Annotated in this window: 11 protein-coding genes; 6 read left to right on the forward strand and 5 right to left on the reverse strand. The window is 70.2% G+C overall.

The annotated features are described in order from the left end of the window. The first annotated feature begins 198 nt into the window (after window positions 1-198). Entirely contained in the window at window positions 199-735 is a 537-nt protein-coding gene (locus tag OV427_RS37035; protein ID WP_267860944.1) for an ECF-type sigma factor, read from the forward strand. Window positions 736-766: 31 nt separating this feature from the next. Here the strand turns inward: OV427_RS37035 and OV427_RS37040 are convergent, their stop codons facing one another. The 5 genes from OV427_RS37040 to OV427_RS37060 form a co-directional block, all read right to left on the reverse strand. Continuing rightward, window positions 767-2,536 (reverse strand): DUF885 domain-containing protein, encoded by a 1,770-nt coding sequence (locus tag OV427_RS37040; protein ID WP_267860945.1) that lies wholly within the window; start codon window positions 2,534-2,536, stop codon window positions 767-769. Window positions 2,537-2,721: 185 nt separating this feature from the next. Beyond that, window positions 2,722-5,004, reverse strand: a complete 2,283-nt coding sequence (locus OV427_RS37045; RefSeq protein WP_267860946.1) for an Ig domain-containing protein — start codon at window positions 5,002-5,004, stop codon at window positions 2,722-2,724. Window positions 5,005-5,104: 100 nt separating this feature from the next. Continuing rightward, window positions 5,105-6,064 carry an alpha/beta fold hydrolase gene (locus OV427_RS37050; RefSeq protein WP_267860947.1) on the reverse strand — a complete coding sequence of 320 codons (960 nt, stop codon included), beginning with the start codon at window positions 6,062-6,064 and terminating at the stop codon, window positions 5,105-5,107. 18 nt (window positions 6,065-6,082) lie between these two features. Next, a complete protein-coding gene (locus OV427_RS37055) occupies window positions 6,083-7,234 on the reverse strand; it encodes an acyl-CoA dehydrogenase family protein (protein WP_267860948.1) in 1,152 nt (383 codons plus the stop codon). Between the two features lie 15 nt (window positions 7,235-7,249). Then, complete coding sequence (locus OV427_RS37060; protein ID WP_267860949.1) at window positions 7,250-8,110, reverse strand: IclR family transcriptional regulator; 861 nt, start codon at window positions 8,108-8,110, stop codon at window positions 7,250-7,252. Window positions 8,111-8,258: 148 nt separating this feature from the next. On the opposite strand from OV427_RS37060, the gene OV427_RS37065 reads away from it, so the two are divergent. From OV427_RS37065 to OV427_RS37085, 5 genes are read left to right on the forward strand one after another with little or no spacing between them, the layout of a single operon-like run. Continuing rightward, a complete protein-coding gene (locus tag OV427_RS37065) occupies window positions 8,259-9,782 on the forward strand; it encodes a 3-hydroxyacyl-CoA dehydrogenase (RefSeq protein ID WP_267860950.1) in 1,524 nt (507 codons plus the stop codon). Window positions 9,783-9,787: 5 nt separating this feature from the next. Continuing rightward, a complete protein-coding gene (locus OV427_RS37070; RefSeq protein ID WP_267860951.1) occupies window positions 9,788-10,984 on the forward strand; it encodes a 3-oxoadipyl-CoA thiolase in 1,197 nt (398 codons plus the stop codon). Window positions 10,985-10,989: 5 nt separating this feature from the next. Next, entirely contained in the window at window positions 10,990-12,171 is a 1,182-nt protein-coding gene (locus OV427_RS37075; protein WP_267860952.1) for an acyl-CoA dehydrogenase, read from the forward strand. A 16-nt stretch (window positions 12,172-12,187) separates the two neighbouring features. After that, window positions 12,188-13,606 (forward strand): aldehyde dehydrogenase family protein, encoded by a 1,419-nt coding sequence (locus tag OV427_RS37080; RefSeq protein ID WP_267860953.1) that lies wholly within the window; start codon window positions 12,188-12,190, stop codon window positions 13,604-13,606. A gap of 41 nt (window positions 13,607-13,647) precedes the next feature. Further along, window positions 13,648-14,742, forward strand: a complete 1,095-nt coding sequence (locus OV427_RS37085) for a Zn-dependent alcohol dehydrogenase (RefSeq protein WP_267860954.1) — start codon at window positions 13,648-13,650, stop codon at window positions 14,740-14,742. Window positions 14,743-14,766: the final 24 nt, after the last annotated feature.

Here is a 14,766-nt window from a genome sequence, read left to right on the forward strand (position 1 = left end):
CACCCACACCCCCGAGGGCCCCCGCCCAACCGCCTGGGATGTGCGTGACTGTGGGAACCCAGACCGTGGGGCGAGGAGATGTTTTCCCGATGAGGGAGAATTGCTCCTCCTATCTCAAGAATTTCCGGCGAAGCCGTAGGTCAGGGGAGGGCGCTGGATTTTCCGGGTCGGCGGCGCCCGCATGCCCTGGAGGGCACCATGAGTACGTCGGAGCTGACGGTGCTGCTGGACGGCGCGCGCAAGGGAGACACGGACGCGCGCGATGCGCTGATGGCGGTGGCCTACCAGGAGCTTCGTCAGCTGGCGCACGCGGCCCCGCGCGTCTCGCCCACGGCGCTGGTGAACGAGGCGTGGACGCGCCTGTCCAGCGGCGGCGTGGCCTTCGAGAACCGGCGTCACTTCTTCGGCGCGGCGGCCCGGGCGATGCGGCGGGTGCTGGTGGACCGGGCGCGCGTGCGCAGGGCGCAGATGCGCGACGCGGCCCAGGAGCGGCTGTGCCTCCGCGACGCGGAGGTGGAGGGCCCCGCCGGCATGGACATCGAGGTGCTGGAGTTGGAGCGGGCGCTGGCGGAGCTGGAGACCTTCCAGCCGCGCCTGGCCCGCATGCTGGAGCTGCGCTACTTCGCGGGGCTGGGGCTGATGGAGACGGCCGCGTCGCTGGCCGTGTCGCCCGCCACCGTCCGGCGCGACTGGGCCTACGCGCGCGTCTGGCTGGTGGAGCGTCTGAGCAACTGACGCGGGGCGGGCGGGGCGGCGCCGCGGAGGGTCAGCGCATCAGCAGCCGGCGCACGAGCGGCAGGGGCAGGCTGCCCTGGGCCACGAAGGCGTCGTGGAACTGCTTGAGGCTGGCGCCCTTCGCCGCCATGTACTCGCGGGCGAGCTGCTGAATCTCCAGCTTGCCGTACGTGTAATAGAGGTACGTGGGGTTGTACGCGCCGCGGCGGGCCTCCTCGTAGGCGTTGGCCGGCTGCTGGAAGCAGCGCTCGCGGAACAGCTTCGCGCCCTCCTCCACCGTCCAGCCCGCGGTGTGGAGCTTGATGCCGGTGACGTAGCGGCAGTCGCGCAGCAGGGCCTCGGAGAGCTGGGCCAGGCGCAGCTTCGGGTCGCCGTTGCCGTAGCCCTGGTCGAGCATCATCTGCTCCGCGTAGTGGGCCCAGCCCTCCGCGTTGCTGCTCACGCTCACCAGCTTGCGCACCTTGGTGGGGAAGCGCGGCGCGTAGAGGAACTGGAGGTAGTGGCCGGGCCAGACCTCGTGGATGTTGATGAGGTCCACCACGGGCTTGTTGTACAGGCGCAGGTGCTCCTCCTTGTGCTGCGCCGTCCACTCCGGCTCCACCGGCGTGACGTAGTAGAAGGCCTCGGTGGCCTTCGTCTCGTACGGCCCGGGCGTGTCCATGGACGCGAAGCTTCCCGAGCGCGCATAGGGCGGCGTCTCCTCCACGTGCGGGCGCACCTCGGAAGGAATGGTGACCAGGTCCTTCTCCACCAGGAACCTACGCACGCCCTCCACCGAGCGGCGCACCGAGGGAATCAGGTCCTCCGCGGTGGGGTGGTCCTTCTCCAGCGAGGCCATCACCTGCGCGGGCGTGAGCTTCGGGTTGATGCGCTTCGCGGTGGCGACGAACTCCGCGTAATCCTTCTCCAGATTGGCCTCGCCGCGCGCGAGCAGTTGCGGCAGCGGCACGTCAATCATCTCCTCCAGGCGCAGCTTGGTGAGGAAGCGCTCCTCGCCCAGCGCGTAGCTGCCAGTGGAGCGGGGCAGCAAATCGGTCTCCAGCCACCGCGCGAAGTCCTTCACCGCCGCCACGGCCTGGGCGTTGGCTTGCTGGAACTCGGCCAGCAGCGCGGCGTCGCCGCCGGCGGCGTCCGTCGCCCACTGCGTCACCGAGCCCTCGAAGAAGCCCACCGAGCCCTTCGTCATGCGAATGGCCAGGTCGGTGAATTCGCGGGGCGGGGACTGCACGTTGGCCTTGCCCGCGGCAAACACGGCGGGCACCTGCTTCAGGCGGGCAATCACCGAGCGCAGCCGCTCCGCCTTCGGCGCGAAGTCGCGCTTCATCAGCCCGTCCACCGCGCCGCCCGGCAGCCCGGCGTAGGTCATGGGGTTCTTCTCCCAGCCGCGCACCACGCTCAAGTCGTAGTGCTCGGCGCGGAGGGCCTGCAGGAGCGCATCCGCGTCGATGGCCTCGTCGAAGGAGAGCGCGCCACGGTCCAGTGCGTGCACGCGGGAAATCAGCGACTCCAGCTCGCGGATGCGGGCCTCGATGCGCGGCCGGCTCAGGTCCTCCAGCCGGGCGTCGTACTCATGCATCCCGTACGAGGTGGCGTTCGAGGGCGCATAGGCGAAGGACGCGGCGAAGACGGCGTCCACCAACTCGGGGAACCGGTCCCCCTTCGCGGCGGTGGCCGGGGGCGCCTCGGTGGGCGGAGCGGCGGTGGGGCCCGGCCCCTGACGGGCACAGGCAGCGAGCAGGCCACAGCAGGCGACGAGCAGCAGACGGCGGAGGCAGGGGAGGGCGGGGGAGGCTCCGGGCATGCCCATGTTCTAGCAATGAAGGGAGGCGGAGGTCGGCGCGGAAGGAGGGAGGCGTTCACCAGCAGCAGGAGACGCTGGCCTCCCATCATCGTCCTCCTCCGCGCGCCGGCATGAGGCGCGGGAAAAACGAAGGCGCCCCGTCACCCTCGGGAGGGTGGCGGGGCGCCCGCGTCACGACGTGTGGGCTACTTCTTCCGGCGAACGCGCCGCATCAGCGCGAGCGCGGCGAGCCCCAGCGCATTGAAGCCCGCGGCGCCCGAGCCGCTGCAGCCGCAGCTGTCCGACGCGTCGTCGGGCATCGGCGCGGGAGTGGCCGCCGCATCGACGTGCACCGACACGGCCAGCTCCGCGCTCTGGCCCGCGGAGTCCGTCACCTTCATCGTCACGGCGAAGTCGCCCGTGGCGGCGGGCGTGCCGGAGAAGACGTAGGCGTCTCCCCGCTGCGCGCCCGTCACGCCCTCGGGCAGTGAGCCGGTGTGGCTCCATGCGAAGGGCGCGCGTCCTCCCTGGGCGACGAAGGCCGCCTCGTAGGCGCTGCCCTGCGTCGCGTTCGGCGGCTCGGCGGCCGCGATGCCCAGCGGCGGGACGACCTCCAGGTTGTAGGCGTGCGACGTCTGGGTGCCACGCACGTCCCGGGCCTTCACGGTGAGGTCCGCGGTGCCGGCCGCGGTCGGCGTGCCGGAGATGGCGCCGGCCGTGAAGCCCAGCCCCGCCGGCAGCGTGCCTTCCAGCGAGAGCACCGTGCCTCCGCCACCGCCGCTCGTCTCCACGGACGCGCTGTAGGCCTTGCCCACCACCGCGTAGGGCAGCGACTCGGTGGTGAACGCGGGGCCTGCCCAGGCCCGGCGGGTGGCCATCATCGAGAGGCTCGTGCTCACCGCCACCACCGTGCGCTCGCCGGTGGCGAAGGAGGTGGACGAGAAGCCGCCCGCGGCCCCCGTGACGTACGACGTCCAGGCCCGGCCATCCGCCGACGCGCGCAGCTCCAGTTGCGGCAGCGTGGTCAGCGTCGCCAGCTCGAGCTTCGACGTGGTGACCACGAACGTGTCATCCACGAAGGCCACCACGGGCTCCTGCGGCAGCTCGGTGCCCGACGGCAGCACGCCCTGGACCTGCTGCCACGTCGTCCCGCGGTCCTCGGACATGAAGAGGATTCCGGCCGGCTCCGTCGGAGGCGGCACGCCACCGTCCGAGGTCTCCGTCTCGGGCGGGGTCTTCCACGTGAAGGCAATGAAGCGGCCGTTGCCGTAGACGACGTCGCGCACCTCACGGCCCGCCAGCGCCTCCACCTGCAGCGTGTCCCAGCCGGAGCCGTCCGCCCGGGAGCGCAGCACGAGGCTGCCGGCGGAGAGGTCCCCATTCTCCGGCTGACCCGTCGCGAAGAAGGTGTCCTGCCCGGCGACCACCTTCACCAGGACGTTCTCCGTGTTGGCGCTCTGGTCCGTCCACGTGGTGCCGTCGCTGGAGACGGCGATGAGCCCCTTCGCGCCCGTGGCCACCAGGCGGGTGCCATTCGAGGCCAGGGCCACGAAGTTGCGGCCGACCTCCGCGCCCTCGGGCACGGGGTCGCTGTACGCCACGGCCCAGGTCTTCGCATCATCGGAGGACACGACGACCTTTCCGCCCGACAGCGCGAACCACCTGCCCTGGACGAAGACCGGCCCCCGCACGACGATGGCCGTCTCCACGTCGCCCTGCATCGTCGGAGAGAAGGCCGTCCACTCGGCGCCGTCCGTGGAGCTGAGCAGGCCCGTCTCGGAGGTCGCGGCCAGGAAGTGGCCGTTGCCGTAGGTCGCGCTCGACGCCTGGGCCGCGGGGCCCGTGGGACCGAAGGACGTGGCCTTCCAGTGGTCGAACGTGGTGGCCGGCGCCACATTCACGTGGAGCAGGCGCTCCAGCCGCCCCGAGAAGTCGGTGGCCTGGTAGGTGGCGGGTGTCTCGCCCGCGTCCGCGTCCGCGGCGAGGGCGAGCTCGGGCGTGGGCTCACCGCCATCGGTCTCCGGCGGCTTCACGCGGCGGAAGCCCGTGAGGTACGCCACGCGGTAGGCCCCCTGGGCGACCTGCGGCACCGGCAACTGGAGGTGCGCGAAGGCGCGCGTCTCGTTCGCTCCGTCGACGGTGACACGCTCGGAGGTGAGGCAGTGCCAGGTGGAGCCCGCGATGGCGAAGGCCGTCTGGGCCTCGGCCGTCACTTCCGCGTCCGCCACGCCGCGGACTCCGTCCTGCGCCTGGTACGTATAGGTCCCTTCCGGCGCGGCCCAGCCCTCGGGCAGGCCAACGCAAGCCACCAGCTTCCCGTCGGCCGTCGAGCCTCCGCCCGCGGCGAAGGCCACCTGCAGGTCCAGCGGGACGGACGTCCCACTGCTGACCTTCTCTTCATGACCGACAAAGGAATACGACTGACAGCCACCCACCAGCCACAGCGTCGCCCCCACCAGGGCACGCCGGGCACCGATACGCTTGAACACTTGAAGAAAGTCCTCTCGGAGAGCTGCCGGGAGAACTGTCTAGATCTTGAGGATCCCAGTCAAATCCAGTGCGGTTGGAGCCGCTTCCCTGCCTGCCGCTTCACGCCTGCGCGGCGGGGCGCGCCTCGGAGAAGGCCAGGGGCGGGAGCGCATCCGGCCGGTCCCACAGGGGAAAGTGGCTGCAGCCCTCCAGCGGCACCACCTGCAGTCGGGGCCCGGCGCGCTGGGCGCTCTCCTTCATGGAGTGGGTGTCGAGGACGCGGTCCTTCCCGGGGACGAGCACCGTGCCGCGCTGCACGTACTGGTAGAGCGAGGCGTCGCGCTCGTGCATCCAGTCATCAATCCCTTGCAGGTTGGAGACCATGGTGGCGACGCGCTTGGGATTGAAGGGGAAGGCCATGATGAGCTCGCGCTTGCGAGCATTCTCCAGCGGGCCCCACGCGCCGCGGTTGCGCTGGGAGATGGGCTCCCGGCGCCACAGCGGTACGAAGAAGGACAAAAGCCAGAGCTGCACGGCCGTGCTGCTCGTGTAGGGGCGGGCCTGGGGAAGGACAGGGGCCTCCAGCACCACCTCCACGCGAGCGAACAATTCCGGTCGCATCCGGGCAGCCTCCAGGACGACGGCGCCACCGCGCGAGTGCCCATGGACGCGGATGCTGTCCGTGCGGGGCAGGTGCTCCAGGGCCTGCACCAGGACGGCGGCGTCGTAGGGGATGGAGCCCTCGGGCTCCGTGGGCACCTTCACCCACGGGGCGGACCGGAAGCGCGGGCCGGTAATCGGCACGTGGTAGTCGCAGCTCGTCAGCAGGATGAGCTGGAGGCTCGGGTCGCTGTAGTAGTCCGTGAAGTAGCGCATGTCGGCGACGAAGCCGTGCATGCAGATGACGGTGGCGCGCGGGCTGTCGCTCCGGCGCTCGGCGATGGCCGCCTTGCCCACCCGGTAGACGTCCCCGTCGAAGGGCTCGCTCTTGCTCGGGGCGCACTCGCGGTGCAGCAGCCACTGCCGCGTCACGAGCACGAGCGCGACGAAGACAGCGAAGAGTCCAAGGGCCAGGTACATGGTTTCTCCCGGGGAGGCTCAGGCCACCTCGCGCATCATGTTGCGCGCGATGACGAGCTGCTGAATCTGACTGGTGCCTTCGTAGAGGCGGAACAGGCGCACGTCGCGGTAGAAGCGCTCGATGCCGTAGTCGGCGATGTAGCCGGCCCCGCCGAAAATCTGCACCGCGCGGTCCGCCACGCGTCCCACCATCTCACTGGAGAACAGCTTGCAGCAGGAGGCCTCGGTGCTGACGTTCTGCCCGTCGTCGCGCCTGCGGGCCGCGTCCAGCACCATGCAGCGGGCGGCATAGGCCTCGGTGCGGCTGTCGGCCAGCATGGCCTGGATGAGCTGGAACTCGGCAATCGGCTTGCCGAACTGCTGCCGCTCCATGGCGTAGCGCAGGCTCTCGCGGATGAGGCGCTCGGCGACGCCGACGCAGACGGCCGCGATGTGGAGCCGGCCGCGGTCCAGCACCTTCATCGCCGTCTTGAAGCCCTGGCCCTCGCGGCCGCCCAGCAACTGGGTGGCGGGCACGCGGCAGTCCTCGAACAGGACGTCCGCGGTGTGCGTGCCCTTCTGGCCCATCTTCCTGTCGTGCGGGCCGATGTGCAGGCCCGGCGTGCCCCCCTCCACGAGGAAGGCGGAGATGCCGCCCGCGCCCTTGTCCTCGGCGTTGGTGCGCGCCATCACCGTGAACAACCCGGCCTCGGGCGCGTTGGTGATGAAGCGCTTGGTGCCGTTGAGCACGTAGACATCGCCGTCGAGGCGCGCGCTGGTGCTCAGCGCGGACGCATCCGAGCCGGCGTTGGGCTCGGTGAGCGCGAAGGCGCCGACAATCTCTCCCGAGGCCAGTCGGGGCAGGTACTTCTTCTTCTGCTCCTCGGTGCCGTCCAGGACGATGCCCTGCGAGCCGATGCCATTGTTGGTGCCGATGAGCGAGCGGAACGCGGGCGACGTCTGGCCAAGCACGAAGGCCACCTGCACCTCCTGGCTCATGTTCAGTCCGATGCCGCCGTACTCCACCGGCGTGGAGAGGCCGAACAGGCCCAGCCCGCGCATCTCCTCCACCAATTCCGGGGGGATGGCGTCCTCGTCCGCGACGCGGTGCTCGTTGGGCACCAGTCGCTCCTTGACGAAGCGGTCCAGCGTGGAGAGGAGCTGGGCCAGGGTGTCTTCATCACAGGCCATGAAGGGAGTACCTCTTCAGCGGCGCAGCATGGCCGCTTCGACGTTGCGAACCAGGTTGACGAGGCGAGGCCCCAAATCCAGCAGCAGCCGTTGGCGCGGCATCAGGAACGAAGGGCCTCCACAGTTGAAGGCGAGGATTCCGCCGCCGTCCGGGACGATGAAGGGCACGCCCACCGCGTTGACGTCGCGGTCCCAGTCTCCGGTGGAGAGCGTGAAGCCGTGCGTCTGGTAGTCCGCGAGGGCCTGCTCGATGCCCTCGCGCATGCGGGGCCACCTGTCACCCTCGCGCTTGGACATGTGGTCCATGAAGTAGTTGCGCTCCGGCGCGGGCAGCGCGGCGAGCAGCGCCCGCCCCATGGCCGTGGTGGCCAATGGCAGCCGTGAGCCGATGTCCAGCCGCAGCGTCACCGCGGCCGTGGAGCGGCAGTGCTCGACATAGACGACGTTGAGCCTGTCGCGGCTGCCCAGCGACACCGGGACGTTGGCGTAGTCCGCCAGCTCCTGCATCAGTGGCCGCGCCACGTCGCGCACGCCCATGTTGGACAGCGCCGCGAAGCCGAGCGCCAGCACTCGTGTGCCGAGCTGGTACTTCCCCATCCGCTCCGAATACGTGAGGTAGCCCAGCCGCGTCAGCGTGTGCGTCAGCCGGGAGATGGTCGGCTTGGGCAGGCCCGTGCTCGCCGCCAGCTCCTGGTTGCCCAGCATCGGCCGCTGCGGCGTGAAGGCGCGCAGGATTTCCAGCCCGCGCGCCAGCGCCGTCACGAACTGCCTGTCTTTGGCCTCCTCCTCGCCGCTGTCGCCGAGCAGCTCCAGCGACTCCATGGAGGTGATGCCGGTGTCATTCGTGGGCGCGGAATGGCCAGGGGAACGAGACATGGCGGTCCTGGAAAGAGTGGGATTGCAAGGACGATAAACAGTCTGTAGATAGGGGTCAAGGTTTTGCGAAACTCAATTTCGCTGTGCGAAATTAGGGAAAACGCGACAGAGCTTGGGTCGCGAAAGCCCACGGGGAGGGACGCTGACAATGCTGGACGTCAATCAGCCCGGGCTCGTGCTCGGAGTCGTGGGCACGGGCACCATGGGTCGGGGCATTGCCCAGCTCGCGGCGCAGGCGGGCGTCACCGTGCGCCTGTTTGACACCCGTCCCCAGGCCGCGGAAGAGGCGCGCGCCAACGTCGGGGCAATGCTGGACTCGCTGGCGGCGAAGGAGCGCATCTCCGTGGAAGAGGCCCGCGCCGCGACGCTGCGACTCCAGCCCCTTCGCGCCGAGGCAGAGCTGGCCGGCTGCCACGTGGTGGTGGAAGCCATTGTCGAGGAGCTCCAGGCGAAGCAGGGCCTCTTCACGCGCCTGGAGAAGATTGTCGGGCCGGACTGCCTGCTGGCCACCAACACCTCGTCGCTGTCGGTGACAGCGATTGCCGCCGCATGTGAGCGCCCCGGCCGCGTCGGCGGGTTCCACTTCTTCAACCCCGTGCCGCTGATGAAGGTGGTGGAGGTCATCGACGGCGCGCGCACGGAGCCGTGGGTGTCTGCCGCGCTCGTCGCGCTCGCGAAGCGCATGGGCCACCGCCCGGTGCGCGCGGCGGACACCCCGGGCTTCATCGTCAACCACGCGGGCCGGGGCTTCGGCACGGAGGCGCTGCGCATCCTCCAGGAGGGCATCGCCTCCTTCGACGAGGTGGACCGCATCCTCCGCGAGGCCGCGGGCTTCCGCATGGGCCCCTTCGAGCTGCTCGACCTCACCGGGCTGGACGTGTCGCATCCGGTGATGGAGTCCGTCTACGAGCAGTTCTACCAGGAGCCCCGCTTCCGCCCGTCGTACCTGCTGCGGCAGCGGCTGGCCGCGGGACTGCTCGGGCGCAAGTCGGGGCAGGGCTTCTACTCGCACGAGGGCGGCAGGCAGCACCCCGTGCAGACCCCCGTGGTGCCTGCGGGAGCGCGCCGCCCGGTGTGGATTGACGCCGACGAGCCGGCCTGGCGAGACGCGCTGCGGAACGTGGTGACGGCCGCGGGCTGGATATGGGACGAGGGGCAGCGCCCGGCCCCCGAGTCGCTCTGCCTCGTGGCGCCACTGGGCCGCGACGCCACCACCACGGCGCTGGCGCTGGGCGTGGACCCGGAGCGCACGGTGGCGGTGGACCTGCTCTTCGGCCCGGAGCGCCGCCGCACGGCGATGACGACGCCGGTGACACGGCCCGCGTTCCTGGACTCGGCGCTGGCGCTGCTCGCGGCGGACGGCACGGCGGTGTCGCGCATCCACGACAGCCCGGGGTTCGTCGCCCAGCGGGTGCTGGCCACCATCGTCAACATCGCCTGTGACATCGCGCAGCAGCGCATCGCCAGTCCGGAGGACATCGACGCCGCCGTCACGCTCGGGCTCGGCTACCCACGAGGGCCGCTGGCCTGGGGCGACGCGCTGGGCCCGGGCCGTGTGCTGAAGGCGCTGGAGGCCCTGCACTCCGCCACGGGAGACCCGCGCTACCGCGCCAGTCCATGGCTCTCCCGCCGGGCGCGCCTCGGCGTGTCGCTGCTCACTCCGGAGGGATGAATCGCATGAGCGCCTATCTCTACGACGGACTGCGCACCCCGTTCGGCCGGCACGCCGGCACGCTGGCCCCGGTGCGTCCCGATGACCTGCTCGCCGGCGTCATCCGGGCATTGCTCGCCCGTGGCCCCTTCGAGGCGCACGAGGTGGAGGACGTCATCGCCGGCTGCACCAATCAGGCGGGCGAGGACAGCCGCAACGTGGCCCGGCACGCCGCGCTGCTCGCGGGACTTCCCATGGAAGTGGCGGGCCTCACCGTCAACCGCCTGTGCGGCAGCGGCCTGGCCGCGGTGCTCGACGCGGCGCGCGCCGCCACGGCGGGGCAGGGAGAATTGTTCGTCGCGGGCGGCGTGGAGAGCATGAGCCGAGCGCCCTTCGCCCTGGCCAAGGCAGAGTCCGCCTACAGCCGCGACGCGCGCATCTACGACACGACGATGGGCGCGCGCTTCCCCAACCCGCGCCTCGTGGCGGGCTTCGGCGACGACACCATGCCGGAGACGGCGGACAACATCGCGAGCGAGCTGGGCCTGGGCCGCGAGTCGAGTGACCGCTTCGCGCTGGCCTCCCAGCAGAAGTACGCCGCCGCGCTGAAGGCGGGCTTCTTCTCCGGGGAGCTGATGCCCGTGGAGCTTCCGGGCCGCAAGGGCGCCGTCACCACGGTGGCGGTGGATGAGCACCCGCGTCCGGACACCACGCTCGACAAGCTGGCCGTGCTGAAGCCGCTCGCGCCGGAGGGCGTCGTCACCGCGGGCAATGCCTCGGGCATCAACGACGGGGCCGCTGCGCTGCTGGTGGGCACGTTGGGCGTGGGCGAGCGGGCCGGGTGCAAGCCGTTGGCACGTATTGTCTCGGCGGCCGTGGCCGGGGTGCCGCCGCGCACCATGGGCCTGGGGCCGGTGCCCGCCTCGCGCAAGGCGCTGGAGCGGGCTGGGCTGTCGCTCGCGGACCTGGACGTCATCGAAATCAACGAAGCCTTCGCCGTGCAGGTGCTGGGCTGCCTCAAGCTGCTGGAATTGGCTGAGGATGACAGCCGCGTGAATCCGAACGGCGGCGCCATCGCTGTCGGCCATCCGCTGGGGGCCTCGGGCGCGCGCCTGGCGCTGACGGCGGCGCGGCAGCTTCAGCTCGGTGGAGGGCGCTACGCGCTCGTCAGCATGTGCATCGGCGTGGGGCAGGGCATCGCCGCCATCCTGGAGAGGGTTTGATACTCATGAGTCAGCGCACGCCGTTCCGGTGGGAAGACCCGTTCCTCCTCGAAGAGGAGCTGAAGGAAGAGGAGCGGCTGCTGCGCGACACCGCGCACAACTACTGCCAGCGGCAGCTCATGCCGCGCGTCCTCGAGGCCAACCGCCACGAGGTGTTCCACCGCGAAATCATGAACGAGCTGGGCGGCCTTGGCCTGCTGGGCTCAACGCTCCCGCCTGAGTACGGCGGGGCCGGAGTCTCCTATGTGGCCTACGGCCTGCTCGCGCGCGAGGTGGAGCGCGTGGACTCCGGCTACCGCTCCGCGATGAGCGTGCAGTCGTCACTGGTGATGTATCCGATTCATGCCTACGGATCGGAAGACCAGCGTCGCAAGTACCTGCCGGGGCTGGCGAAGGGCGAGCTCGTCGGCTGCTTCGGGTTGACGGAGCCGGACGCTGGCTCCGACCCGGGCTCCATGCGCAGCCGGGCCCGTCGGGCACCGGGGGGCTACCTCCTCTCCGGCACCAAGCAGTGGATTACCAACTCACCCATCGCGGACGTCTTCGTCGTCTGGGCGAAGGACGAGCAGGACGAGATTCGCGGCTTCGTGCTGGAGAAGGGCATGAAGGGGCTCACCGCGCCGAAGATCGAGGGCAAGTTCTCATTGCGGGCCTCGGTGACGGGCGGCATCGCCATGGACGACGTCTTCGTCCCCGAGGAGAACCTGCTGGCTGGAGTGAAGGGCTTGAAGGGCCCGTTCGGCTGCCTCAACAACGCGCGCTACGGCATCTCCTGGGGGGCCATGGGTGCGGCGGAGTTCTGCTGGCACACGGCGCGCGCGTACACGCTGGAGCGGCAGATGTTCGGCCGGCCCCTGGCCGCCACGCAGCTCATCCAGAAGAAGCTGGCGGACATGCAGACGGAAATCACGCTGGGGCTGACGGCGGCGCTCCGTCTGGGGCGGCTGAAGGACGCGGAGAAGGCCGCGCCGGAGGCCATCTCGCTGCTCAAGCGGAACAACTGCGGCAAGGCGCTGGATATCGCGCGCGTTGCCCGCGACATGCTCGGCGGCAACGGAATCGCGGACGAGTACCACGTCATCCGGCACGTGATGAACCTGGAAGCGGTGAACACCTACGAGGGCACCCACGATGTCCACGCGCTCATCCTCGGGCGTGCGCAGACGGGCATCCAGGCCTTCAGCTGACCTGTGGGAGACAGCCATGCACGGCTTCGAAAAGCTGTACATCAATGGTGAGTGGTCGCCCTCGCGGGGCAGGGGCCACATCGACGTGCTCAGCGCCTCCACCGAGGAGGTGATGGGCCGCATCCCCGAGGGCACCGCGGAGGACGTGGACCTCGCGGTGCGCGCCGCACGCGCCGCCTTCGAGGCGTGGTCCACCCGCCCCGCCGCCGAGCGTGCCCAGGTGCTTCAGCGGATTCACGACGGCCTGACGGCGCGGCAGGACGACCTGGCGAAGACGATTACCGGCGAGGTGGGCATGCCCCTGGGGCTGGCGAAGCCCATCCAGGTGGGCACGCCCATCACCGTGACGGGCAGCTACGTGAAGCTGCTCCAGGAGTTCGCCTTCGAGGAGCAGGTGGGCAACTCGCTGGTGGTGCGCGAGCCGGTGGGCGTGGTGGCCTGCATCACCCCCTGGAACTATCCGCTCCATCAAATCATCGCCAAGGTCGCCCCGGCGCTGGCCGCGGGCTGCACGGTGGTGCTCAAGCCCAGCGAGGTGGCGCCCCTCAACGCCTTCCTCCTCGCGGAAGTCATCCACGAGGCGGGCGTCCCGGCCGGCGTCTTCAACCTCGTGTCGGGCACGGGCACCGTTGTTGGCGAGGCGCTCGTCCGGCATCCCGACGTGGACATGGTGTCCTTCACGGGCTCCACGCGCGCGGGGCGGCGCATCTCCGAAGTGGCCTCCGCCACCATCAAGCGCGTGGCCCTGGAGCTGGGCGGCAAGTCGGCGGCCCTCGTCCTCGATGACGCCAACCTCAAGAATGTCGTGAAGCGGGTGGTGGGCAACTGCTTCCTCAACTCCGGGCAGACGTGCTCGGCGCACACGCGCCTGCTCGTGCCGCGCGCCCTGCATGAAGAAGCGGCGCGCCTCGCGGCCGAGGTGGCCGCGAGCTTCACCGTCGGAGACCCGTTCAAGGGCGAGGCGAAGCTGGGCCCGCTCATCTCCAACGCGCAGCGCACGCGCGTCCGCGAGTACATCCAGCAGGGCGTCCGCGAGGGCGCCCAGCTCGTCGCGGGTGGCGCCGAGCCGCCCGAGGGGCTTGCGAAGGGCTACTACGTGAAGCCCACCGTCTTCGCGGGCGTCACGCCGGAGATGACCATCGCCCAGGAGGAAATCTTCGGGCCCGTCCTCGTCATCATGCCGTACGAGGACGAGGACGATGCCCTCCGCATCGCCAACGGCACCATCTACGGCCTGTCCGGCGCCGTCTGGTCCAACGACGTCGAGCGGGCGAAGCGCGTCGCCCGGCGGATGCGCACCGGACAGGTGGATATCAACGGCGGGCGCTTCAATCCGCTGGCACCCTTCGGTGGCTACAAGCAGTCCGGGCATGGCCGCGAGTTCGGCCGGTACGGGCTGGAGGAGTTCCTGGAGCACAAGGCCGTGCAGCTCTGAGCGCCCACCCGCTGTTCCTCCCTACACCCGGAGTCGCCACCATGAAGGCTGCTGTGTGTTTCGAGAAGGACAAGCTGACCATCGACGACGTCCGCCTCGACGCGCCGAGGGCCCAGGAAGTCCTCGTCCGCATGGTCGCGTGTGGCGTCTGTCACACGGACCTGTCGGTGCTGAACGGCACCGTGAAGATGAAGCTGCCATGCGTGCTGGGCCACGAGGGCGCGGGCATCGTCGAGGAAGTGGGCGAGGGCGTCACCCACGTGAAGAAGGGCGACAAGGTCGTCCTCTCGTGGGTGGCCCAGTGCGGTGAGTGCTACTACTGCCGCATCCAGCGCCCCAACCTGTGCGTGCTCGGGGAGAAGATCAACGCGAGCAACCGGATGCCGGACGGCAGCACCCGGCTGCGCAAGGGGGAGCAGGACCTGAACGTCTTCTCCGCGTTGGGGGCCCTGGCCGAGTACGCCGTCGTCCACGCGCGCGCGGCGGTACGGCTCCCCGCCGACGCTCCGCTGGACAAGGCGGCGCTGATTGGCTGCGCGGTGGCGACGGGCGTGGGGGCGGTGTTCAACACCGCCGAGATGCCGCCGGGCCAGACGGTGGCGGTGTTCGGCGCCGGTGGCGTGGGGCTGAACATCATCCAGGGCGCGGTGATTGCCGGGGCGGAGCGCATCATCGCGGTGGACGTCCACCCGAAGAAGCTCGAGCTGGCGAAGGTCTTCGGCGCGACGGACGTGGTCGACGCGAAGGCCGGGGACCCGGTCGCCGCCATCCGCGAGCTGACGCACGGCCGTGGCGCGGACTATGCCTACGAGGCCGTCGGCCGCAAGGAGACCATCGAGCAGGCCTATATGTGCACGCGCAAGGCGGGCACCTGTGTCGTCGTCGGCGTGGGCAGCGTGAAGGAGCAGATCAGCCTCAACGTCTTCGTGCTGCCCCTCTTCGAGAAGCGGCTGCTCGGCTCCTGGTTCGGCACGGCGGACGTGCACCGGGACATGCCGAAGCTGCTCGGCCTCTACACGCAGGGGAAGCTCAAGCTCGATGAGCTGGTGACGACCACCTACAAGCTCGACCAGCTCGACGCGGCCTTCGCTGACATGCAGAGCGGGGCGAATGCCCGCGGCGTCGTCCTCTTCTGAGCGGCGCGCCACGGGCGCCCTGAA

The organism is Pyxidicoccus sp. MSG2 (assembly GCF_026626705.1).
Lineage (GTDB): Bacteria > Myxococcota > Myxococcia > Myxococcales > Myxococcaceae > Myxococcus.